The 23,913-nt window shown below is 41.0% G+C and carries 20 protein-coding genes; 12 read left to right on the top strand and 8 right to left on the bottom strand.

Annotated elements, in window-relative coordinates:
- Nucleotides 1–19: 19 nt before the first annotated feature.
- The gene (locus I5349_RS04470; protein ID WP_226389540.1) at nucleotides 20–1,387 is read left to right on the top strand and encodes an MATE family efflux transporter; all 1,368 of its coding nucleotides are present in this window, start codon (nucleotides 20–22) and stop codon (nucleotides 1,385–1,387) included.
- Nucleotides 1,388–1,419: 32 nt separating this feature from the next.
- Here I5349_RS04470 and I5349_RS04465 read toward each other — a convergent pair whose 3' ends face one another.
- Nucleotides 1,420–2,118 carry a DUF4197 domain-containing protein gene (locus I5349_RS04465; protein WP_226389539.1) on the bottom strand — a complete coding sequence of 233 codons (699 nt, stop codon included), beginning with the start codon at nucleotides 2,116–2,118 and terminating at the stop codon, nucleotides 1,420–1,422.
- Between the two features lie 133 nt (nucleotides 2,119–2,251).
- Between I5349_RS04465 and I5349_RS04460 the strand changes: the two genes are divergently transcribed.
- The 6 genes from I5349_RS04460 (at nucleotide 2,252) to I5349_RS04435 (ending at nucleotide 9,300) form a co-directional block, all read left to right on the top strand.
- The gene (locus I5349_RS04460) at nucleotides 2,252–4,282 is read left to right on the top strand and encodes a GAF domain-containing SpoIIE family protein phosphatase (RefSeq protein WP_226389538.1); all 2,031 of its coding nucleotides are present in this window, start codon (nucleotides 2,252–2,254) and stop codon (nucleotides 4,280–4,282) included.
- 40 nt (nucleotides 4,283–4,322) lie between these two features.
- Nucleotides 4,323–4,655: an STAS domain-containing protein gene (locus tag I5349_RS04455; RefSeq protein ID WP_226389537.1), complete on the top strand. Its 333-nt coding sequence runs from the start codon at nucleotides 4,323–4,325 to the stop codon at nucleotides 4,653–4,655.
- Nucleotides 4,655–5,095, top strand: a complete 441-nt coding sequence (locus tag I5349_RS04450; RefSeq protein ID WP_226389536.1) for an ATP-binding protein — start codon at nucleotides 4,655–4,657, stop codon at nucleotides 5,093–5,095. Before I5349_RS04455 ends, I5349_RS04450 begins: the two co-directional genes overlap by 1 nt.
- A 72-nt stretch (nucleotides 5,096–5,167) precedes the next feature.
- Nucleotides 5,168–7,105 (top strand): peptidylprolyl isomerase, encoded by a 1,938-nt coding sequence (locus I5349_RS04445; RefSeq protein WP_226389535.1) that lies wholly within the window; start codon nucleotides 5,168–5,170, stop codon nucleotides 7,103–7,105.
- Nucleotides 7,080–7,976, top strand: a complete 897-nt coding sequence (locus I5349_RS04440; protein ID WP_226389534.1) for a peptidyl-prolyl cis-trans isomerase — start codon at nucleotides 7,080–7,082, stop codon at nucleotides 7,974–7,976. Before I5349_RS04445 ends, I5349_RS04440 begins: the two co-directional genes overlap by 26 nt.
- The gene (locus tag I5349_RS04435; protein WP_226389533.1) at nucleotides 7,963–9,300 is read left to right on the top strand and encodes a peptidylprolyl isomerase; all 1,338 of its coding nucleotides are present in this window, start codon (nucleotides 7,963–7,965) and stop codon (nucleotides 9,298–9,300) included. The genes I5349_RS04440 and I5349_RS04435 overlap by 14 nt, the downstream gene beginning before the upstream one ends.
- A gap of 67 nt (nucleotides 9,301–9,367) precedes the next feature.
- Here I5349_RS04435 and pheS read toward each other — a convergent pair whose 3' ends face one another.
- The 3 genes from pheS to I5349_RS04420 form a co-directional block, all read right to left on the bottom strand.
- Nucleotides 9,368–10,393 carry a phenylalanine--tRNA ligase subunit alpha gene (gene pheS / locus I5349_RS04430; protein WP_226389532.1) on the bottom strand — a complete coding sequence of 342 codons (1,026 nt, stop codon included), beginning with the start codon at nucleotides 10,391–10,393 and terminating at the stop codon, nucleotides 9,368–9,370.
- Nucleotides 10,394–10,454: 61 nt separating this feature from the next.
- The gene (locus I5349_RS04425; protein WP_226389531.1) at nucleotides 10,455–14,786 is read right to left on the bottom strand and encodes a hypothetical protein; all 4,332 of its coding nucleotides are present in this window, start codon (nucleotides 14,784–14,786) and stop codon (nucleotides 10,455–10,457) included.
- 530 nt (nucleotides 14,787–15,316) lie between these two features.
- Nucleotides 15,317–16,351, bottom strand: coding sequence for an RluA family pseudouridine synthase (locus I5349_RS04420; protein ID WP_226389530.1), 1,035 nt, complete (start codon nucleotides 16,349–16,351; stop codon nucleotides 15,317–15,319).
- 121 nt (nucleotides 16,352–16,472) lie between these two features.
- On the opposite strand from I5349_RS04420, the gene I5349_RS04415 reads away from it, so the two are divergent.
- Nucleotides 16,473–17,390 (top strand): 1-aminocyclopropane-1-carboxylate deaminase/D-cysteine desulfhydrase, encoded by a 918-nt coding sequence (locus tag I5349_RS04415; protein ID WP_226389529.1) that lies wholly within the window; start codon nucleotides 16,473–16,475, stop codon nucleotides 17,388–17,390.
- Here I5349_RS04415 and I5349_RS04410 read toward each other — a convergent pair.
- The 4 genes from I5349_RS04410 to I5349_RS04395 form a co-directional block, all read right to left on the bottom strand.
- Complete coding sequence (locus tag I5349_RS04410) at nucleotides 17,377–17,979, bottom strand: DUF2179 domain-containing protein (protein ID WP_226390143.1); 603 nt, start codon at nucleotides 17,977–17,979, stop codon at nucleotides 17,377–17,379. The genes I5349_RS04415 and I5349_RS04410 overlap by 14 nt on opposite strands.
- A 105-nt stretch (nucleotides 17,980–18,084) precedes the next feature.
- Nucleotides 18,085–19,551 carry a glycine--tRNA ligase gene (locus tag I5349_RS04405; RefSeq protein WP_226389528.1) on the bottom strand — a complete coding sequence of 489 codons (1,467 nt, stop codon included), beginning with the start codon at nucleotides 19,549–19,551 and terminating at the stop codon, nucleotides 18,085–18,087.
- A 39-nt stretch (nucleotides 19,552–19,590) separates the two neighbouring features.
- Nucleotides 19,591–19,959: a magnesium citrate secondary transporter gene (locus I5349_RS04400; RefSeq protein ID WP_226389527.1), complete on the bottom strand. Its 369-nt coding sequence runs from the start codon at nucleotides 19,957–19,959 to the stop codon at nucleotides 19,591–19,593.
- Entirely contained in the window at nucleotides 19,956–20,246 is a 291-nt protein-coding gene (locus I5349_RS04395) for a hypothetical protein (RefSeq protein ID WP_226389526.1), read from the bottom strand. Before I5349_RS04395 ends, I5349_RS04400 begins: the two co-directional genes overlap by 4 nt.
- A gap of 164 nt (nucleotides 20,247–20,410) precedes the next feature.
- Between I5349_RS04395 and I5349_RS04390 the strand changes: the two genes are divergently transcribed.
- The 4 genes from I5349_RS04390 (at nucleotide 20,411) to hemH (ending at nucleotide 23,895) form a co-directional block, all read left to right on the top strand.
- Entirely contained in the window at nucleotides 20,411–20,617 is a 207-nt protein-coding gene (locus I5349_RS04390; protein WP_226389525.1) for a hypothetical protein, read from the top strand.
- A 70-nt stretch (nucleotides 20,618–20,687) separates the two neighbouring features.
- Nucleotides 20,688–21,515, top strand: coding sequence for a universal stress protein (locus I5349_RS04385; protein ID WP_226389524.1), 828 nt, complete (start codon nucleotides 20,688–20,690; stop codon nucleotides 21,513–21,515).
- Nucleotides 21,516–21,519: 4 nt separating this feature from the next.
- A complete protein-coding gene (locus tag I5349_RS04380) occupies nucleotides 21,520–22,752 on the top strand; it encodes a cation:proton antiporter (protein WP_226389523.1) in 1,233 nt (410 codons plus the stop codon).
- A gap of 114 nt (nucleotides 22,753–22,866) precedes the next feature.
- Nucleotides 22,867–23,895 (top strand): ferrochelatase, encoded by a 1,029-nt coding sequence (gene hemH, locus I5349_RS04375; RefSeq protein ID WP_226389522.1) that lies wholly within the window; start codon nucleotides 22,867–22,869, stop codon nucleotides 23,893–23,895.
- Nucleotides 23,896–23,913 lie beyond the last annotated feature (18 nt).

Raw genomic sequence — 23,913 nt, 5'->3', positions numbered from 1 at the left:
AGTAGCAGATTAATCAGCTTTGAAGCCATCCAAATATACAGAAGGAAAGATACTCAACTCACTCATCAGTCTAGCGATACCCATCATCATGGCCAATGTCCTACAGACTATGTATCAGTTGATAGATACTTTCTGGCTAGGTAGATTAGGAGCGGAAGCGGTAGCGGCAGTAAGTTTGAGTTTTCCTATACTCTTTTTGGTGCTCTCACTTGGTGCTGGACTGACATTGGCAGGCACAGTCATTGTAGCGAATCACAAAGGAGCAGGTGATCAAGGGGCAGTCAACTACAGTGCTTCTCAAACGGTCTTCGTGATTTTTTTCACCTCTATATTCTTAGCTATGGTCGGGTACTTTTTAGCAGCACCACTCATGCGTTTAGTCGGAGCAGAGCAAAGCATTTTGGAAGATTCGGTAGAGTATTTTAAAATTTCCTCACTAGGCTTTATTTTTTTATTTATGTTTTTTGTCTTTCAGTCACTCATGAGAGGAATCGGCAATGTGATGTTGCCTATGTACATCGTTTTGCTAACGGTCTTTTTAAATCTGATTCTAGATCCACTTTTTATTTTTGGTTGGGGACCAATTCCTGCCTATGGCGTCTCAGGAGCTGCTGTAGCAAGTGTAGCGACACAGGCATTATCCGCATTGATAGGTATTTGGATTTTGTGGAAAGGCAAGAGAGGCATCAAAATTAATTTCAAAGACATGCACTTCGACTGGTCATGGACTAAGCGGATGTTTACATTAGGACTTCCATCGAGCTTAGAGCAGTCCTCCCGCTCAGCAGCTATGACGGTCATGGTGATGCTAGTAACGAGTTTTGGTAGTAGCGTAGTAGCAGCTTATGGTATAGGTAGTCGCATCTTGAGTCTAGTGATAGTGCCTGCCTTGGGTTTTGCCATGGCGACTACAAGTCTAGTCGGTCAAAATATAGGAGCCAATAAGATCAAGCGAGCAGAAAAAATTGGAGACTTGAGTAGCAAGATTGCATTTTTCGGCTTGACAGGGATAGGACTGATCCTTTATCTATTAGCAGAGCCTTTGACTGCTTTTTTTGTGCCAGGTGATGAGCAGGTGATCAAAGATGGAGCACTGTTCATCAAGATCATGGCACCTAGTTTTGGTCTGCTAGGTGTACAGCAAGTGCTGAATGGAGTCTTTAATGGTGCTGGTTTTACTAAAGCCTCACTTTTGATATCTGTTTTCGGCTTATGGGTGATCAGATTTCCAGTAGCTTTCGTGCTTTCAGAAAAGACCGCATTAGCTTCTGATGGAATCTGGTGGGCTTTCCCGATCTCAAATTTGGTGGCCGCTATAGTGGCTTTTACTTATTACAAGATGGGCTATTGGAAAGTGCGAACAATCAAAAATAGGCATCAGGACTGATCTGTAGTCTGTCCTGATGCTGCAAACTAATCCTACTGTGCAAATACTTTTTTCAGTAGATCTGTGGTTCTAGCGCCTGGATTTTCTCTGATGTTTAGTTCCTCTTGTGCTACGAGTGTGAAGAGGCCGTCTAGGGCTTTTTGAGTAGCGTACTCCGTGAGATCAGACTCTACCTTTTTGACAAGAGGGATCTTATTGTACGTATTCACCAAGTCTTCATAATATTTAGTGGCATTTACTTTATCCAAAGCAGCATCGATCACTGGCTCAAATTTAGCCTCTAGTGATGCAGAGGTTGTTCTTTTGAGGTAAGAAGTAGCTGCATCATTTTCACCTTTGAGTATCCCAAAAGCATCTTGTACACTCATTTGCAAGATCGCTTCTTTGAAGATAGGCAAAGCTTCTTTAGAAGCATCTTCTGCGGCTCTATTTAGTGTAAGTATAAACTCATCAACCTGCTTATTCAAGCCTGCCTGCCTGAGTCTAGTCTCTACTTGTTTTACATCCTCTGGAAATGGAATTTTGATCAAAGGGTTACCGAAGAAGCCATTGGGTGCTGAAGCTACTTGTGTTCCTTTTTCGATACCTTTTTCTAGAGCTTGCTTGAGTCCAGATGCTACCTCTTTTTCTGAGACTTGGATAGGAATTTTATTGAGCAAGCCTTTGATTTGGGCATCTGTACAGCTCCAACTGATACAGCTGATAAGGATTAATAAGAGTGTCTTTTTCATAGATATTCCAATTTAAATTTATTTCATCAATATGCAAGGATGAATCCTACACTCGATTTGTAGTTTCAAGTCCTAATTCCTTATCTTCGAGGGTTAAAACATAATAACCTTGGCGATCTCTTATAAAAACAAAATGCGACTAACCTTGCTGCTAGCTGTCTTGTCATGGATAGCTATGGTCTTGGTAGACCTCGCTTTAGTTTTTGGAGAGCAGAATGATATGGTTATCGGAGTTCCGCAGGAAGCTTCTAGGTTTTTACTCATCCTTTATTTCATTTCGCTTTTTTACTATTTCAATCAACGGATCAAAAGGTTTGAAGATTTAGATTTCATTAATCTTTTGTGGAAAGTTTTCGCTACAGGGCTAGTGACCACCATCATAGCTTTTGTGATCAAGATGGTGTTAGCAAGTATCAGTACTTCTAGACTTGGTCAAGATGCTGTCTGGGTCAATCTCTTATACCATATCAATATCGGGCTTGTGTCCATTTATCTGATATCCACTTTTGTAGTTTGGAAGGAGCTGATCCTCTATCAGAGAAGCACACAACTCATCAAACGATGGAACCTCTTCGAGTATGCACTCCTTATCGGAATGTTTTTAGTATTTTTTGTAGAGCCTTATAGCTCAGAATTCATCATTTCTCTGACATTTCTGTTTCTTTTTGGTCTATTTCAGTCAGTCAATCTCAAGTGGGTACCTTATTTGAATTTTAAGCAAAAATGGCAAGCAGTCTTGCTAGTATTGCTCGCTTCAGTATATCTATACTTCTTTTTTGATAGCTTGATAGACTACTCCAAAGCATACCCTTTGATCAACGATCTTCTGGACAATGCTTTCATCTTGGCGCTTTTCAGTTTTATCTTTCTGTATAGTGTTTTCTCACTGTTGGTGATTTTATTCAACTTACCTACTTCATCAGTATTTGAGCAAAAATTAGTGGAAGCCCTTAATTTTCAGCGACTAAGCCAATCGATTCAAGCAGGTCAAAGTGAAGAGCAAGTCTATGATATCCTCATTGATAGCTCGATGAGTGCTGTTTATGCAGATGCTGGATGGCTAGAGATTTACAGCTCAGGTGATGACTGCGAGTTTCAGATATGCAAGAGCCTATCTAAGGAAGAAGCTTCCAAGACTCGTAAGGTACTGACGAGCGTAAAGTCCATGGGAAACCTACTCCAAAAACACGAATTGCCTACTAAAAAAGAGCATGTAGGGGCTACTCTAAGAGATAGTAGCTTCAAATCTGTATTGATCTTCCCGATTCAAGTGAATAAAAGTCATATCGGAAACTTGGTCTTACTCAAAGAGGTCAAGGATGGGTTTAATAAAGAGATGATTAATATCGTCTCTACCTTCGTGAGTCAGGCAAGCATCTCTGTAGAAAACTATGAGTTGCTTTCAGAAGCGCTTGTCAATGAACGCTACAAAGAAGAGCTCAAAATCGCCAAAAGAGTACAGAGAGCCCTGCTACCAGATCAGCTTCATCACAATGATAGCTTCGAAATAGTTGCTTTTTCAGAAGCTGCGGATGAGGTGGGAGGTGACTACTATGAGACTTATAATATCTCAGACGATAAATACGCATTGATATTAGGGGATGTGTCTGGTAAAGGAACTTCTGCAGCTTTCAATATGTCTCAGATGAAGGGGGTTTTTCATAGTCTAAGTCCTTTAAAACTAGACGTGAAGGACTTCTTGAAGTATGCTAATCAAGCACTAGGTAGCTGTCTGGAGAAACATTCCTTTATCACAGTGGCTTACTTCATCATCGATACTGCTAAGCAGGAGATGGAATTTGGTAGAGCAGGGCAGTGTCCGAGCTTATTTTATGAGAAAAAAACTGAGCGGGCATTTTACTTTGATACAAAAGGAATGGCATTGGGGATGGTGCGTAATGAACACTATGAGCAGTATATCCATGTCAATAAACAGCGTTATGAAGCTGGGGATGTCCTAGTCCTGTACACAGATGGAATCATAGAAGCTAGAAACTCTCAAAAAGAGGAGTTTGGTATGGATAGGCTAGCGGCAGTACTTCAAGAGCATGCTGAAAAGTCAGCCGAAGAAATCAAAGATAAACTCATGGAAGCGGTATATACCTTCTGCGAAGGAACCCACGTAGATGATGATTACAGCTTAGTGATTGTTAAATTTATCTGATAATGAGAACATTGAAGGTTTTACAAGCGTATAGAATATTATGGTGAAGATCGAAGAGAAAAAAGAGACAGGTTATTTGCTCATCACCTTGATAGGGGAGATAGATGCTAGCAACTCGCTAGAGCTAGATCAAACGATCGCCAGAGCACTGAAATCAGGAGAGCAGCATATCGTAGTAGACGGAAGCAGATTAGAGTATATTTCTTCTGCTGGGTTGGGTGTTTTCATGTCATATATAGAAGATATGAAAGCGCAAAACGTCAAGTTTGTGCTCTTTGGGTTGAGTGATAAAGTATATAGTGTTTTTAGAATATTAGGTCTTGATGAGCTACTCATGATTAAGGCTGATAAGAGTGAAGCGTTGGAGGTGTAATGAAGTATCATTTGCGGGTAAATTGTGAGAGGGAGCGCTTAAGCGAGCTACGTAAGTTTGTGCAAGACGTACTAGAGCAGCATCATGTTTCTGATGCTGATACTGGTATGATGGTATTAGCTGTAGATGAGGTATGTGCCAATCTCATGATTCATAGTCATCGATGCAATCCTGATGAGCATATCAGTATCACAGTCAATATCACCAAAGAAGGCGTCACTTTTGAAATCACGGACATAGGGAATAGCTTTAATATTACCGAATACAAAACGCCTAGCGTGCAAGAGGTCATCAAATCCAAGAAAAAAGGTGGAATAGGCATCATGCTTGTCCGCAATATCATGGATGATATACAGTTTCTTTCCAAAAATGATCATAATGTCTGCCGACTCTTCAAGAGAGTCAGCTTTGCTACGAATGGTTCTCGATCAAATCATTAAATACCTTAACGCTTCTCTTGCGATTTATTTCGTAACATTGTAGTTGGATCACCACACACAGCGGACTATTAGATGAGGTATCTTCCTTTTATTTTGTATGGATTATTGGCAGTGTCATGTGCGACTAAGCCAATACAAACATTAGATCAATCGACCTTGGTTTCGATAGCGGGAAAGCCTATCAGCCAAGAGGAATTTCTTTACCTCTTTGAAAAAAATAATCCACTAGATTCTACCCAAGACCTTGAGGAGAGTTTAAAGCTTTTTGTCGACTTTAAACTCAAAGTACAAGAGGCCAAAAGGCTAGGATATGATACACTTGCGACTTATCGAGCGGAGTTAGCAAGCTATAAAGAGCAACTGAAACAACCTTTTTTATTAAAGAGCACGCTGTTAGATTCAGAGGTAAAGAAAGCATATGCTCGCATGTCTGAGATGTTACGCGCTAGTCATGTATTGATACAGTTTCCAAATGCGGCCTCTCCAGAAGATACAATGGCCGTCTATCGGCAAGCACAGATGGTCGCAGATAAAGCTAGAGCAGGAGAAGATTTTGCAAGTTTAGCAGTCGCCTATTCAGATGATCCAAGTGTAGCGTATAACGCTGGAGATTTGGGCTTTTTCACTGCTATGCAAATGGTAAAGCCTTTTGAAGATGCAGCTTATGCACTGAAAAAAGGACAGGTTTCTGCTCCTGTTAAGACCAGATTTGGCTATCATGTGATCAAGTTGATGGAGAGAAGACCCCATCCTGGAGAGTTAAGTCTTTCTCATTTGATTTTGAGGACAGTTCCGGGAGATAGTATCTCTAACGCCCTAGCTCAGCGTAAGATCTTCCAACTTTATAATGAGCTGAATGGTGAGAATGCGCCAACATGGGAAAAATTAGTGGCGACTTTTTCTGAAGAAATCTCCACAAAAGATAATGGCGGGAAACTACCCGGCTGGTATGGCCCAGGTACGCTAGTAGCCGAGATAGAGCAGGCTGCTTTTGCGCTAACAAACTTGGGTGAGATATCCGCTCCTGTAAAGACTAATTTTGGCTACCATCTCATAAGACTGGAGGGTAAGCGACCGATCAAAAGCTATGAGGAGATGGAAGAGTCACTCAGAGGCAGGGTGATGAGAAATACGCGCACTGAGTTTATAGAGGAGACTGCTTATAAGCAACTAATGAGCGTGTATGACTATCAAGAGCAATCAAATACGCAAGAAATACTCGGTACATTAGAGAAAACAGTAGCATCAGGTAGCTTAGAAGATTTGTCTGAAGAGATGAAAACTAGGTCATTGTTTATGCTACAAGATTCTTCGTATCGAGTTAAGGACTTTTTACCATTTATCGCATCTAATGGTCAGCCTTTAAATCTGCAATACAAATCCTATGTTCATGCAATGCTTGACAGTTTAGAAGAGCGCGATCTTTTGGCGGAAAATAAAGACTATCGATTATTATTGGCAGAGTTTGAAGAGGGGATTTTACTATTCAATTTGATGAATGATCTAGTTTGGAATAAATCTCTGAATGATACCCTTGGACTCAATCAATATTTCGCTACCTATCAATCCAAATATCACTGGGAGCCAAGAGTAGATGCATTAATAGTGGAGGTGCTGTCACCAACTTATGAATCTACTGTCAAAGAAATCATGTCTGAAGGGGCAGGTTTTGAAGAAGTGAAAGAGAAGCTAGAGGAAAAGATTTTACTTAGACAGCCTACAGCGATTCAACTGCTCGAGGGGACATTTGAACAAAGCAAACATCCAATCCTCAGTAAAATCACCGATAATGTGGACTATCATGAGGTGAATATGGATGGTAAGCTCTATATTGTCAACCTTAAAAATGGGCAGGCAGCGAGACCACAACTACTTGAAGAGGTCAGAGGTCAAGTGCTGATGGATTATCAGAATTATTTAGATCAGCAGTTGATCGATACATTAAGAAGTCGATACAGCGTTATGATCAACGAAACAGTTTGGAATGAAATCAAGCAATCATTTGAATAGAGTCATCATCATATTTATTACGAGTATACTATTTTCTGGGTGTGAGTTTTTGAACTTGAAAAACAAAGAAAATCCGACAGAGGGTAGGCGCGCACTTGCAAGAGTGGATGACACTTACCTTTTTGAAGATGAGTTAGAAGGGCTTTTCCCTAATAGTATCAGTGCTGATGATAGCGCTGGACTCACTCAGCGATATGTCAATACTTGGGTCAAAAAACAATTGATGATCAAAGAGGCGGCTTCAAAAATAGCCTTTAACGAGGCGGAGCTAGAGCGAAAACTCCTTGACTATAAATATGCTTTGATGGTGTACGAGTATCAAAAGGAGTACATCCAAGAGCAGTTAAGCGATGCTGTGACAGATGAGGAAATCGTTCAATACTATAATGATCACAAAGATAACTTCATCCTTAAGCAGAATATCGTAAGAGCTAACTTCCTCAAGTTAGACAATAAGCTTAGACAAAGGAATCAAATGGAACGCCTTTTGAGATCTGATAAAAGCTCGGATAAAGAGAAACTTAAGGCAGAGTCTATTAGATTTGCAAATAACTATTTTCTAGAGGATTCTACTTGGATCAATTTTGACGAGTTGGCGATGAATACGCCTTTGATCAACGAGCCAAACAAGGTAGGACTCCTCAGAGGAAATAAGTTTATAGAAGTGTCTGATGATAACTTCACCTATTACTTTAAAATACTACAATATAAAATTTCGGATCAAGAGTCACCGTTGGAGTTTGTAAAGGATGAGATCAGAAAGATCATCATCAATAAACGAAAAGTAGAGTTGGCTGCGAAATTGGAGAATGATGTCTATAATAGAGCAAAAGAGAATGATGATTTTGAGATATTCGATGAAAAGGATTAGTGCTATTTTTCTATTGTTGGGCTTGTGCATAGCAGGCCCACTGTCTGCCCAGCAGGCGCAAGTGGTGGATAAAATCATCGCTAAAGTAAATAATTATATCATCTTGAAATCCGACCTAGATAAGGCTTATCTAGAGATCAAATCTAATCCTCAATACGGTGGTAATGTCACTGAATGTGAGGTGCTAGAGCAACTTGTAGTCAGTAAACTGATGGTCGCGAAAGCCGATATAGATTCGGTGACCGTCACTGATGCTGAAGTGCAGCTAGACATGGATCGTAGGTTTGACATCATCTTAGCTCAAGTGGGTGAGGAAAGTAAGTTAGTGGAGCTTTATGGCAAAACAGCTGACCAACTCAAAGCTGAACTGTTTGATGATATACGTGAGCGTAAGATCGAGCAGCGTATGAGAGGTGAGATCACAAAGGATGTCACAGTCACTCCATCAGATGTTCGTAAATTTTTCAACAGTATTCCAAAAGATAGTATTCCATATTTTTCTGCTGAAGTAAGTGTCTCTCAGATAGTCAAAAGACCTGAGCCAGGACCAGCGGAGAAGGAAAAAACAAGGCAGTTTCTCTTAGATCTCAAGCAAAGAATCCTCAATGGAGAAGATTTCGGAAGATTAGCCAGTCAGTATTCACAGGATCCAGGTAGTGCACGTTATGGAGGAGATCTAGGCTATGTCAATAGAGGGGACTTCGTGCCAGAGTTTGAAGCAGTCGCTTTTACACTAGAGCCAGGAGAACTCTCTGGAGCAGTAGAGTCTGAGTATGGATATCACTTGATACAGTTGATAGAGCGTAGAGGAAATACCTTCAATGCGCGCCATATCCTCCTAAGACCAGAGCCTTCTGAGGCTGATATCGTCAAGGCAGAGCGTTTTCTTGATAGCTTGAGAACATTGATTGTAGCAGATTCCCTAGACTTTGCTAAAGCAGCTAAGGACAATTCAGATGATGCGATGAGCAAAGAGACAGGTGGATTCTTTATAGATCCTACAACAAACTCTAATAGGGTATCTATGAAGCAGCTCGATCCAGTTCTTTTCTTCACGATAGATAGTATGAAAGTAGGTTCAGTGACGAAGCCTATCAGATTCAAATCAGAGCAAGGTGAGGACCTTGTACGTATCATCTACTACAAAAGCAGGATGAGACCCCATCAAGCTAACTTAGATGATGATTATGAAAAAATCAGGGTATCTGCATTGAGTAAAAAGCAAAATGAACGCGTCAAACAATGGTTCAGAGAAGCTAAAAATGAGGTTTTCATAGAGATAGATCCTCAGTATAAAAACTGTACTATGCTTACCATAGATTGATAGCATAACAAAAAAAGCCTCGAATAGAGGCTTTTTTGTTGTATTATACTTTACTTATTCTAAAGCACTAACTCATTGGAGTAAATTGTTTTAAGAACCTCACATCATTTTCAGTGAAGAGTCTCAAGTCTTTGATTTGATATTTGAGCATCGTGATGCGCTCTATACCCATACCAAAAGCAAAACCACTATACTTGGTAGAATCGATGCCGCAGTTTTCTAAAACATTAGGATCTACCATACCAGATCCTCCAATTTCTACCCAGCCGCTACCTTTACAGATATTACAACCTTTGCCACCGCAGATCATGCAAGTAATGTCTATCTCTGCACTCGGTTCGGTGAATGGAAAGTAGGAAGGTCTGAATCTCACTTTGGTCTGTTTACCAAACATCTCCTTAGCAAAGTGATAAAGCGTTTGTTTGAGATCAGCAAATCCTACATTTTCGTCTACATACAAGCCCTCTACTTGGTGAAACACACAGTGTGCTCTAGCAGAGATCGCTTCATTTCTGAAGACTCTCCCTGGCGATAGGGTACGAATAGGCGGTTTTTGATTTTCCATGACCCTCACCTGTACAGAGGATGTATGTGTACGCAAGGCGATATCAGGATTCTTTTCGATGAAGAAGGTATCCTGCATTTCTCTGGCAGGGTGATTTTCAGGGAAGTTCAGTGCGGTGAAATTGTGCCAGTCATCCTCTATCTCAGGGCCCTCAGACAAGTTGAATCCTATACGCTCAAAGATCTCTATGATGCGCTGTCTTACTGCTGTCAAAGGATGTACGCTGCCAAGCGAGCCAGATACAGGCGGTAGCGTCAAGTCTATGTGATCGGTATGAGTACCTGCACTTTGCTGATTGAGTTGGTCGATGAGTTCTTTAAATTTGGCTTCTGCTAGATCCTTTACCTCATTGATGACTTGACCATAGCTTTTTCTTTCTTCGGGAGCCACATCTTTCATACCTGCAAACAGCTCTCCTACCACACTTTTCTTACTGATAAAGCGCATTCTGTAGGCTTCCAATTCCTCTTGTGAATTAGCTGTGGCGGCAGATATTTCTGCTTTGATCGACTGGACTTTGTCTTGCATATGATTCTTTGATATTCTCTGATCACAAAACTAATAGATGCTCAGGATTAAGACTAATCTATCACTTGCTTTCTTTTTCTTTTAGGCCAATGGTTTCTCGAATACCAGAGAGGAGAGATTTCCACCAATAGTTGAATATAAATTTGCGCTCATCTCTTTTGGTATGAATAGGACCTGTGACTGTTCCCTTCCAGAAACGTGGATTTTTCTTTTTGACGATAAAGGCATTAGCTATGGCTGCTTGAAGCTTTTTAGTGAAACCTCCAGGTCTCATATCCTGTGGCTCTATCAGGGCGATCTTCAAGTCATGGTAGAGCAGGGTCATTTCGCCATGTGCACTGTCTAGGTTGGCCATGAAGTTGAAGTCTAGTTGATCTATGGTTCCTTTCTTTACACTAACAAAGGTGATCGGTTCTAAGATGCTATTGATCTGTTGAAGATCGAAAGTACCCATATTTCCAGTGACATCCATAGCGTATGGAAATACTTGCTGGAGCAAAATAGAAACTTCCATCGTGGAGGTTCCCATTAGGTTTGCGCTAGCTTTGACTAGAATCGGCTCATCTCTTGATATATCTACTTGGCTTATGGCTACATTGAGATCTGAGAAAAACAGTCTGCCCGGAATAAGGGATTTACTACCAAACTCCTCGTATTGGATATAACCACTTGTGAGACTGATGCTATCTATTTTCAAAGGGCTTTCGATAAGTTTTAAGAGCTGCTGAGGCATGAGAACCTTTCTGTCCTCTGGAAGGATATTACGCTTATCTCTAAACGTATACAATGCTAAACTATCGATTAGAGCTGTTTGAGCAGATATTTCACCATTCTTGAAAAGCGTTTTCACATCTAGTCCGTCAAGCAAAATGTATCGGGTTTCAAATTGCATTCGATCTGTTTGCTCACCCACTTTCCGTCCAAAGGCAAATTTACCAAGTCGAGGGATGAGCTGAAGTCGGTTGATTTCTAGGCTATTTGGGCTGATCTTGATAGGGCCAGATCTGAGATAGTAGAGACTATCCGCTGTTTTGATCTCATAACTTGGGATAGTGACTTCAAAGGCCTTACTAAAAAAGAGCGGATCATTTTCAAATGAACTTTTGAGATCTATGAATAAGTCTTGCCAGTTACCATTTAAGTCTTGCATGACAAAACTTTGTGCATTCACAGGGTCTTTGCTAATAATTTTGATCGCTCCGCGCTCTAAATCAATCTCTTCTATGCCGATCGAGGCGAGAGATTCATTGAGTATTTTCTCAAAGGAAGGAGCAGGACTATCACCTATTTGAGCGGATTCATTGACATAATAAGTGATCTGAGGTGAAATCAGCTGGATTCTTTTGAGTTTGAGCAGTTTGGTTTGCTCTATATAATTGATGTTGGTACCACTAAAAATTAATTCCGGAGCAGAAACCGCATAGAGATTTTGAGTGCCTTGATCGATTGCAGATTGCCTTGGTTTGACCGTCAAGTTTTTGATCTGAATATCTTGACCACTATTGCTAGTGTATAGTCTATCGAATAGCACAGTATGCACACTATCTGCCAACTTAAGATTAAAGTTTTCAAACTGCGCATCGATATTGCCAAATAAACCACTGATGGTTTTATTTTCTAATGTAGTAGAGTCTACTCTAAAGTTATTGATCAGTAGCTCTACATCACTATTGATTAGTCTGTTCCTTTTTTTACCTGACAGAAAGAAAATCTCTAACAGCCCATCGTTGGTTAGTAGTGTGTCTACTTCTATCGAGTTGATGTTTTTAGGAAGTTCGGTCTTTCGGTCTCTCTTGGTCTGTTTATTATCAGCTATATCATCATCTATATTGAGCGTGATTCTAGGTTTGCCCAATCGAATTTTTTCCAGCTTGAGCTCATTATTGAATAGAAACTTATCGATATCCACTCCCGAAAGCTGCATTTCAGGTATGAGCGTTTCGACCTGTAGTTTGGAGGTGATGTTGGGATTTGGCTTTAAACGCACATTGGAAGCAATGATGGCTTGCGCTTCTGAGTTAAAGCTGATTTTATCTACACTGATGGCGTATTTTTCATTGGCGAGATTGAAGACATAGCGATTCATCTCTAGCTCCACTTCATCAGAAAAGAGCGTTCTGCGATCATCAAACCATGTGGTGGAGTCTAGTCTGAATGACTTCAAAGAAATTGAAATATCGTTTTCTGTAAAAGTCCTGATCGAGTCATTGACAGTTGAATTGAAATTAAGATTTCCTGCTAGAAGCTTGAGGTTTTCTATCGAAACGCGGTCAAAATATGGACTCACAATATCATAAAGGTCACGCCTCTGGATTTTATCCTTAGTTTGTCTTTGCTCTCGATCAAAGGTGTAGATCGTTACCTCAGGATCGCTTACTAGGAGTGTTTTGATTTGAAGATCCTTGTCAAAGTAAGCGCGCGGGATATCCGCACCAAATAGTCTAAACTCTGGCACATAGATCTCTAAGTAGCTAGACTTGTCAAATCGCTCCATACGCTCGTTGATCTTGCTCTGATCAGCTGGGAGAAAGTAAAAATCTCTGATCAATAGCTCCTCTGTTTTTGTATCTAAGCTGATTCTTTTGGCTTTGAGCTGATGAAAGTTATCTGCTAATTTCATTGAGTAGTCCTCTAATTCAAACCTTAGGTTTTCTGCATAGAATACACGGTTTTCACGTGCTAGCTGAGAGGAGTCTATAGAAAAATTGTTTAGTACAAAGGACAACTTGCCCAAAGAAACGGAGTCTTGTGCAGTGCCATCAGTATTGAGGTCTAAGATCAGTGAGCCATCTTCTAAAGAAAGCTCTTCTATTTTGATACTTTTGAGATATTCATTGGTGAAGTCGTACAATGAAAAGTCTTTCTCAATTTTGACCTCTCCTGATTTTTGTAAGTCGCTGAGGTGAACGATAGGTTGTTGGATATTTAGTCGCTCCATCTCTAGGTTTTGTTCATTATAGACCTTTCTGAGATTGACGTTATCCAATACAAGCTCCGCTAGCTTGATGTCATAGATTTCAGGATTGCTTAGCTGACCTGTGCGCTGCAATTCCTCATCTACATACACACTAAGTTGTTCTGCTTTGACTCGGTCATCTTTGGTAGAGATCACGACCAGCTCACTCGCCAGCCAGTGTTGCTTATCTGCGAGAGACATGCGGTATCCATTGAATCGAATATCTGCTTGATTGCTGTAGAAAATTCTATCGGTAGTCTGATAAGATTGATCATTCAATAAAAAGTCTACCAATACCAACTGTACATTGTCAATCTGTATCCTTCTAGAAAGTGGGTCTCTGATGCCTTTTTGCTCAAAAGAACCATTTTGAATTTGTAGAAAACCGATATTAATCTCCTTCAAAGCACCATCGATCAGTCGATATAAGTCACGTGCTAGCGCAATGTCTTTACTTTGTGCTTCATTAGTCTGATCGGTAGCTACTTGAATAGTAGGATTTCCGAGACGTATCTCATCCACAAATACTTCCTTTTGTAAAAAAGCACGATTGATATCAGCTCCTTTGATATTGACTGTATCCATAGCAGCCGTGTACAAGATTTTTGTAGTGCTGTCTGGAGTGCTTTTTACTGGGGAAAGTGTGAAACCACTCCCTCTGATCACATCTCTGATAGAGGAGATCTGAAGCTCCTTAGCGGTGAAAAGATGGATGCTATCGGCTAAAGGAAGTTGGAAGTTTTTAAAAGCAAGCGAAAAACCTTTGGACCAAAAGGGTTCTTTCTCTTCAGACTGAAAGAGGTCTAAGTCCTTTAATTGTACATCTAGGTGATCGGCATTTACCCCATAGTCTTCAAAGAGATCATTGAGTACTGACTGTGCCCCGTAGAGGTATAGGTTCTCGATCTCAAATCCACTCACATATTTACTCAAGCTTTTTTGACTTTCCTCTTTCAGAAGTTCTACAGGATTTGTCATTTTACTTTGTCCACTTGGTTCAAGAGTAGGGTCGCTAACCGCGGCTAAGCTTGGCTCATGTATTTTGAGTTCACCAATGCTGATGCTTTTTTGGCGAAAGGAATAGCTGATTTTGAGTACTTCTAAAAGAGGGATTTTAGCTTCAAAAAGTTTTTTTTCTGGGTAGCTAGACAGGTCTTCTGTGGGGATCAGCTGGAGGTTTTCTACAAAAAAACCTCGCTGAAGTAAGCTGAGATAAAAGCGATCAAAATCTACAGAGTATGCTCCTTGAGACTCTTGTTCTACTTTTTCTTGAATATAAGTGCGGAGAAGGGCATCCGAGCTAAAATAGACTGTAAAGTGGATCAATAGGATCAGTAGAAGAAAAAGTCCGCTACCAATGACATACCTTTTGGGCCTGCGTGGCTTTCTTCGCTTTTTGGGCTGTTCACTTGACGAGTCCTGCTTGTTTTCTTCCATGCAACTAAATAAAAATAGCGTTCCTAAAAGAATCGCTTTCTCTCAAAGATACTAAAATCTTAAGAATAATTTTGAATTTGACATGGCTAGAAGAGGGCTAGAGCTAAAATCAAAAAAGTCGTAAAGGAATCCTTCACGACTTTAGTAATTAACAATAAACCCAAAATAACTGCTGTAGGAGAAGGATTCGAACCTCCACGCGGTAGTTAGGCATCACACGAGCTCTATGTGTGCTTTATCCCGATCCCGCACCCCCGAGAGAGGAGGGCATGTCTGCCAGTTTCAACACCCTACAGTATAGATGATCTTCCGCTTTTGGATAATCATTGATACAAAGTTAATATATTCATCCAATAATTTTAAATATGGCAATGAAATTAAATAAAATTTACAGATAATTTATTTAATATCGATTTCATGTGACGATATGATAATATGAAGGCTTTTGAGAACTGATTTTTTAGAAAAAATTCAAAGGCTCATCCCTCACAATGGAGAAATGAGCCTTGAGGTCTAGATGAAAGCGCTATTTAGTCTATCGTATTGACATAACCTTCCCACTTTTCGAGCACCTGTTTGAAATCTTCTGGAAGCTCAGAGTCAAATTGTACAAACTCCTCAGTTTTAGGATGAATGAAGCCCAAAGATTTGGCATGAAGTGCCTGTCTAGGGATGATCTTGAAGCAATTATCTACAAATGATTTGTATTTAGAAAATTTAGTGCCTTTTACCAAGCGATCTCCTCCATAAGTAGCATCATTGAACAGCGGATGTCCGATGTATTTCATGTGAGCACGGATCTGATGAGTACGCCCTGTTTCTAGATTACACTGAATAAGCGACACATATCTTAGCTGCTTGAGTGTTTTATAATGCGTGATAGCCGTACGGCCATAGTCTCCCTCGGGAAAGGCCTCTGTGATTCTTCTATCCTTAAATCCTCTGCCAAGGTTTACATCTACCGTGCCGTCTTCCGGATCTGGTTCGCCCCAGACAAGCGCATAGTAAGTGCGCTCTATGCTGTGGTTGAAAAATTGTTTGGCAAGATGCGTCATCGCCTTTTCTGTTTTGGCAATCACGAGCAAGCCAGAAGTGTCTTTGTCGATTCGGTGTACCAGTCCAGGTCTGCCCTCATTATCAGGCATAGTTGGAAGGTTTTGCAAATGATAAGTCAGTGCATTCACAAGTGTACCAGTCCAGTTAGAGTGCGCTGGATGTACGACCATACCCGCTGGCTTATTGACGATCAGCAGTGTGTCATCTTCATATACGATATCCAAAGGGATATTTTCAGGGATCACTTCCGTGTCTCTGGGAGGCTCAGGGAGTGCTATCACGATTACATCACCTGGATGTATTCTGTAGTTGGTCTTGATTTGTTGATCATTTACTTTCACAAAGCCGTCTTCTATGGCCTTTTGTAGTCTATTGCGAGAGGTATTGGCCAGTCTGTCCATGAGGAATTTGTCTATCCTCACCATCGACTGCTTTTTGTCTACCTGAATGCGATGATGCTCATAGAGTTCATCATTTTCTTCATCAGGAGATTGATCGTATTGTTGCATGTAAGCTGATTTTTGCACAAAGATAGGGAAAATAGCCATAGCTCATGATTTTAGTAATCCCGATGCTTTTACTATTTGTACTATTTGACGCAATTGTGATTTCATTCATTAATTTTGTTTCATGTCACTTCGCATGGATCAAAAGCCTATCCTTCAAAAAATCTCTCATCCAGAATGGGATGTAGCTGGGGTACAACTTTGGATCAAAAGAGAAGACCTCATCCACCCAACTATATCTGGGAATAAATGGCGTAAGCTGAAGTATAATCTAGCCGAAGCAAAGCAAGCAGGATTTGATCAAATCGTTACTTTTGGTGGGGCTTTTTCCAACCATATTTATGCTACGGCAGCTGCTGGTAGAGAGGCTGGTTTTCGCACTGTGGGCATTATAAGAGGAGAGCCAGTATCAAATCCAACTTTGGATTTTGCCAAATCACAAGGGATGCAACTGCACTTTGTCTCTAGAGAGGCCTATCGGGCAAAAGCCGAATCTGATGAGATCAAAAAGCTTTTAGACACACTAGATCCCTACTATCTCATCCCCGAAGGAGGGTCTAATGCTGCGGCAGTCAAAGGCTGTATAGAGATCGTTCAAGAGCTGCCTCATGATCTCAACTATGTGGCCACTTGCTGTGGGACGGGAGGTACGCTAGCTGGAATAGCTTTAGGCATCTCTGGAGATACACAAGCTATAGGTTTTTCAGCTTTGAAGGGTGATTTCTTAGTGCAGGAGGTTAAGAGTTTGATTGCCAAAGTAGGTCAGATAGATCCTCAAAACTGGCAGATTAATGTAGACTATCACTTCGGGGGCTATGCCAAATTTAAACCTGAACTGATCGATTTCATCAATGCCTTCAAACAAGAAACAGACATCCAACTAGACCCGATCTACACTGGTAAAATGATGTACGGATTATTTGATTTGCTTAAGCAGGGCTACTTTAGGCGAGGCGATCAAGTCTGTGCCATTCATACAGGTGGACTTCAAGGCATAGCAGGATTCAATGCTCAGTATGGTCACTTGATCAACGTCTCGTAAAGGTCCAAAAACGCAGCGGAAATGCTCGACCACTTTCTACCGCTAATTCTTCATCACTTACCTTTTTGACACTTTCTACGGTGTAGAAAGCACGCGGATTAAAAGTCTTGATCGTGTCTATATACTCTCTCAAATCCTCTCGCTTGATCACAGAAAAGAGAATGTTGGCTTTACCATCATTATCCTCAGCATCAATATTGGTATAGCGGATATCTTTTTTATTGAGATACTCGATGAGATCAGTAGCAGCAGTTTGGGTGATCACCCTGACGACCACTCTGCCAAGGGCAAGTTTTTCCTCTATATACATCCCGATATACGTACCACCAGCAAATCCACCAGCATAAGCTAAATAAGAAAGTGGACTGTCTATATTTTGGATGATCTGTCCGATGGCGAGTAGCCAGATGAGTGCTTCAAAAAAACCAAAAAGCGGAGCGATTTTACGTTTGCCAGTCATCACAAACATGATACGCATAGTCGCCAAAGAAACATCTGCCAATCTCGCTATGAAAATGATCAGCGGAAGTACCAGATAAGTAAATAAGGTGTCGCTGATACCAAACTGCTCCATGAAAAACTGCTCCATTTTGATCGATTTGATGATAGACAAAGGTAAAAAATATCCTTTGGGATAGGAAGCAGAAGTGTAAAGGATAAAAAAAGCCATAGCTGATGGGCTATGGCTTAAAATTTAGAGTTTTTCAAATATTTGTCTGAAACTACTCGCTTTGGCTATGCGCTCATGAAGGGCTGAGATAGGTAAACGCTCCTGCTCAGTAGTATCTCTGTGTCTGATAGTGACAGTCTCATCTTCTAGTGTCTGATGATCCACCGCTATACAGAAAGGCGTACCGATGAGATCTTGTCTCGTGTAGCGCTTACCAATAGATCCAGCATCTTCATAGATGATGTTAAAGTCATACTTCAACTGATCAAAGATTTCTCTACCTTTTTCTGCTAAGCCATCTTTTTTCATCAAAGGTAAGATAGCCGCTTTCACTGGAGCCAAAGCTGGGTGCAGTTTAAGGTAAGTTCTTGATTTTTCCTCATTGACTTCTTCTGTATAAGCATTGCAAAGCGTCATCAAAAAGAGACGATCAGCACCGATAGAAGTCTCGATCACATAAGGGATATAGTTCTGATTGATCTCTGGATCAAAGTATTGCTGCTTTTTACGAGAAAGCTCCTGATGCTGCTTTAGGTCAAAGTCTGTACGAGAGTGGATACCCTCTACTTCTTTGAATCCAAATGGAAACTGATACTCGATATCTAGGGCAGCATTGGCATAGTGTGCGAGCTTCTCGTGAGGATGAAGTCTGATCTTGTCGGCTGGAATACCGATTGCTTGGTGCCATTTCACTCTAGTTTCTTTCCAGTGCTCATACCACTCCATCTCAGAGCCAGGACGTACGAAAAACTGCATCTCCATCTGCTCAAACTCACGCATACGGAAGATGAACTGTCTGGCTACGATCTCATTTCTGAAGGCCTTACCGATCTGCGCGATCCCAAAAGGCACTTTCATGCGGGCAGTTTTTTGGACATTGAGGAAATTGACAAAAATCCCTTGTGCTGTCTCTGGTCTCAAGTAGATCGTGCTAGACTCTTCAGCTACTGAGCCTACTTGAGTAGAAAACATCAAATTAAACTGACGAACATCCGTCCAATTAGCAGTGCCAGATATCGGACAAGTGATTTTTTCACGCTCGATGAGTGATTTCACTCCTGCTAAATTTTCAGCTTCTAGCAGTTGCCCCATCTCAGCTAAAAGTGCATCAGCTTTAGCCTTATCACCTGCATTTTCATAAGTTGCTGCTTTCTCCTCGATCAGTACATCTGCACGATAGCGTTTTTTGCTATCCTTATTGTCGATCATTGGGTCATTGAAACTATCTATATGACCTGAAGCCTTCCAAGTAAGCGGATGCATGAAGATGGCGGCATCGATACCGACTACATTTTCGTGCAGTCTCGTCATGCTTTCCCACCAAAGTTTCTTGAGGTTGTTTTTGAGCTCTACACCGTAGGGACCAAAATCATATACTGCCTGTAGACCATCATAGATCTCACTCGAAGGGTACACAAAACCGTACTCTTTAGCATGAGAGATGATATCTTTCAGTTGACTATTCTCTTGTTGGTTGTCGTTTTTTGCCATGGCGCAAAGTTAATGTGTTCTTTTGATTTCAGTATGTATCTATCGAAAATACTCGGCTAGATTGATCTTGTACCAAAACACTACCGCACCGATGCTGTAGCAGACGACATCAAGCCAATCTGTAGTATAAAGTGAAGATCGACTGGGAAGCCAAACTTCAAAGATCACTGAGAAATATAGTACCGCTACCCATACATGTGTCTTACTAAATCTATATCGTTCGCCTAAATGATGGAAGCGTCTAAAAAACATCAATGTGATGCCTAATACCACTGGCATGCAGAGTAAGTCATCTAGATAAGCATGTACATAAGGGATATAGATAGCAAAAACTTTCTCTAAAACTTGATTGACCACAAATACAATGGCAGGCACATAAAACCAAGGGTTGAATAAAATCTGTCTCATCCAGGAAGTGCTGCTACTACCCATGCCAAAAATGATAGGATGGCCATGAAGATGAAATAGCCAAAGTTTCCTATTTTCTTAAAAACCCTGATTAGACCACTGTCTTCATCAGTGATCTTAAAGATGCCTTTATAATCGCGAGCTGCTTCTGAGGACTGCTTTTCATGATCATATTGATAGCTTTTGGAGCTAAGCAGTTCTCCACAGTGCTCGCAGGTATCACTGCTCTTTCCGTTCCAGCTGGACCATTGACCACAGTTTTCACATTTCTTTTCACCATGACTCATAGGACAAAAATAGTAAATTTAGATGGAAGGGGTTTTATTGAGTTTAACCAGCTGATAAATAGTGAGTTGTTAATAAATTTTAACAATGGTTTTTTTGATTATTCTGAAAATGCATGCAACTTGCATAGAGACTTAGTCGTAAATCTGCTATAAATCGCCCGACCATGAAAAGAGATAAAACAGCAATCAGATATTTTTACGGAGCATTTTTTCTTTTCTGTTTGACAGCTGTTAATTTTCTTTATCACAGACCTACACCTTGCGATTGTACAGTGAATCCTCCTCAGCAAGAAATTTCCTTCCAGCTCAATGAAGTCAAAGTAGACAGCCTTGTCAAATGGGCATCTTCCCTAGTTAAGTTTAACTATTAACCTGAGCGCATGCTGACGCATAAGTCAGTTCTTATTATTTTTCCTTATTTTGAGAAAAATTTAATAGCAAATGTTTCAAAAAATAGCTCTTGCCGTAGCTTTTTCTCCCAGAATAGAAGCGCTTTTAGCCGAAGCGAGAAGACTTAGAATCCGTTTTGATGCCGAACTCATCCTCATCCATATAGGAGAAAAAAGTGCGGAGCTAGAAGATAAATTAGATGCACTGTTGGTCAAGCATCAGTTTGATAAGTCTAGAGTCAAAATATTCTGGGAAGAGGGTAAGCCAGCTAAGCAAATACTACACATTTGCAAACAAGAGAAAGTCGATCTACTGATCGCTGGAGCATTGAAAAAGGAAGGACTGCTAGAGTATTATATAGGTTCTATCGCACGTAAGATCATCAGAAAAGCAGACTGCTCGGTGATGATGCTCATAGAGCCAAGTGTGGAGGAGAAGCCATTTGAGCGGATCGTGATCAATGGTACACAACTGAATCAGACACCTCAAGTGATCGCATCAGGCTTAGCAGTGGCTCAAAGACTAGACGCGCAAGTCATACACATCCTCAATGAAATCAAAATGTACGGACTGCAGATGGCGACTGCTTCAGAAGGATGCGAGGATGAAGTCTCTCAAGCGCGTAAGCAGCTAGTCAATGAAGAGATCAAATATGTAGAAGATATCCTAAAAAATATAGACAAGGGGACACTCAAAATCAATATCAAAGTGACCTCAGGTAAATGGGCTCCTGAATTGGTCAAGTTCTCAGAAAAGATAAATGCCAACTTGATCATCTTAGGACATGAAAAGCTAGGTTTTTTTGACCGACTATTTCCACATGATTTGGAGGATATCCTTCAAAATCTCCCAAGCAATATTCTTTTTCTCAGAAGCTAAATAGATGGAAAGTTTAAGTCATCATGATGTGATCAATCTCCTCCTTCAGCTAGCTACTATGCTGCTGATGGCTAGGATATTTTCTGAGATAGCACGCAAGTTTAATCAACCCAGCGTGGTAGGAGAGCTCTTGGCGGGGATTATTTTAGGCCCTACTATTTTGGGGACATTCGGTCCTGAGGCCTTCGAGTACATGTTTGCAAGTAATCCCCAGGCAAACCTAGCCTTGGATGGCTTCGTGCAGATAGCAGTCATTTTACTCTTATTTATTGCGGGTCTTGAGGTAGAGTTGCATTTGGTTTTTTCTCAGGGTAAATCTGCGCTAAGCATCAGTATGCTAGGCTTGATTGTTCCTTTTGCTTTGGGCTTTGTAGTACCCTACTTTATGCCAGAGTTCTTTGGCTTGGCAGAAGGAAACAAGCTGCTATTTGCACTCTTTATGGGGACAGCCATGTCCATCACCGCTCTGCCAGTAGTGGTGAGAATCCTGATGGATATGAACCTATTCAAATCAAAGATGGGGATGCTCATTGTCGCTTCTGCCATGGTCAATGACATCATCGGTTGGTTGATCTTTTCGGTGATTTTATCCTTTATGGGCAAAAGTGGTAATCTCAATTTACTAGAGACCATCGGTATCACAGTAGGCTTCACGCTCTTTATGCTCACGATCGGAAAGGCACTACTCAATAAGATGCTGCCATGGATCAATAAGAAATTGTCTTGGCCAGGAGGATTGCTATCACTCTCTATGGCTTTCTGCTTTTTAGCAGCGGCATTTACGGAGTGGTTGGGGATTCATTCTATTTTCGGGGCATTCTTACTGGGGGTAGCACTGGGAGATTCGGATCAGATGCCAGAGCGTGCCAAAGAGATCGTCCATCAGTTCATCAATAACATTTTTGCCCCGCTTTTCTTTGTCTCTATTGGTTTAAAGGTCAACTTTGCAGCGAATTTTGATCTGCTACTGACACTCGCAGTATTAGTCATCTCCTTTGCTGGTAAGATCATAGGTAGCGGTATCGGAGCGTATAAAGGCGGAGGCTTTACCAAGAGAGAGTCGCTAGCTGTTGGCTTTGGGATGAATGCTCGGGGCGCGATGGAGATCATTTTGGGTTTGATCGCATTAGAAAATGGACTCATTGATGAAAAGCTCTTTGTCGCGCTAGTGATTATGGCGATCGTGACCAGTATGACAAGTGGGCCACTGATGAAGTGGAGTTTGTCTAAAAAGTGAAGCGACTGATAGCCTGCCAATTGAAAATAATACCAAGACCTACAGGAACATTCATGCAGGGCATTTGTTTCTTTGAGAAGTATATTGCACAAGACATTTGAGATAAATAATAAAATGGCCAAAAGTAAAGGTAAAATCGGAGTACTCCTTGTCAACTTAGGGACGCCTGATAGTCCAGAAACAGGAGACGTCAGGAAATACCTCAGAGAGTTTTTGATGGATGGGCGAGTGATCGATTTCCCATTAGTACCTAGATGGATGCTTGTCAACTTGATCATAGCGCCTTTTAGAGCTCCTAAATCAGCCAAAGAATACAAAAAACTCTGGACAGAAAGAGGCTCCCCGCTACTATATCATGGGGTAGATGTCAAACATTTGCTACAAGAGCAGTTGGGTGAAGAGTATCTAGTCACACTGGCGATGCGCTATCAGACACCAAGTATAGCAGATGGTCTAGAAGAACTCAGAAAGGCGAATGTCTCTCGTATTATCTGTATTCCACTTTTCCCTCAGTATGCATCTGCTACTTCAGGGTCTGTGGTAGAAAAAGTCATGGAGATCACATCCACTTGGCAGACGATCCCTTCTATCAACTTTGTAAACAACTTCGTAGAAGAGCCACTCTTCATAGAGACGATAGCAGCACAGGCGAGAGAGCAGATGAAAAATCAGACGTATGATCATTACCTCTTTTCGTATCACGGTGTACCAGAGCGTCAAATCAGAAAGGGTTCGTGTGATGGATATTGCCAGTTGAGTGAAAAGTGCTGCGCAACATACAATAAGAAAAATCAGCTTTGTTACAGAGCACAATGCTTCCATACCTCTCGACAAGTTGCCGCCAAGCTTGGACTTTCAGATGATCAATATACCGTTTGCTTTCAATCAAGATTAGGAACAGATCCATGGGTACAGCCGTACACGGATGATGTAGTAGAGCATCTAGCTGAAAAGGGAGTTAAAAAAATATTAGCATTCTCACCAGCTTTTGTAGCAGACTGTCTTGAGACTACACTCGAAGTAGGAGAGGAATACAAAGAACTCTTCATAGAAGAGGGAGGAGAGCAGTGGGACTTGGTAGATAGTCTCAATAGTCACCCCTTATGGATTTCTTGTTTGAAAGAGATCGTAGAAAAAAACTAACAAGAGCTGGTTTAAGAC

This window comes from Penaeicola halotolerans, from assembly GCF_016464625.1.
GTDB classification, from domain to species: domain Bacteria; phylum Bacteroidota; class Bacteroidia; order Cytophagales; family Cyclobacteriaceae; genus Penaeicola; species Penaeicola halotolerans.
The sequence above is the reverse complement of the archived record's forward strand: the minus strand, read 5'-3'. Positions and strand labels throughout refer to the sequence as shown.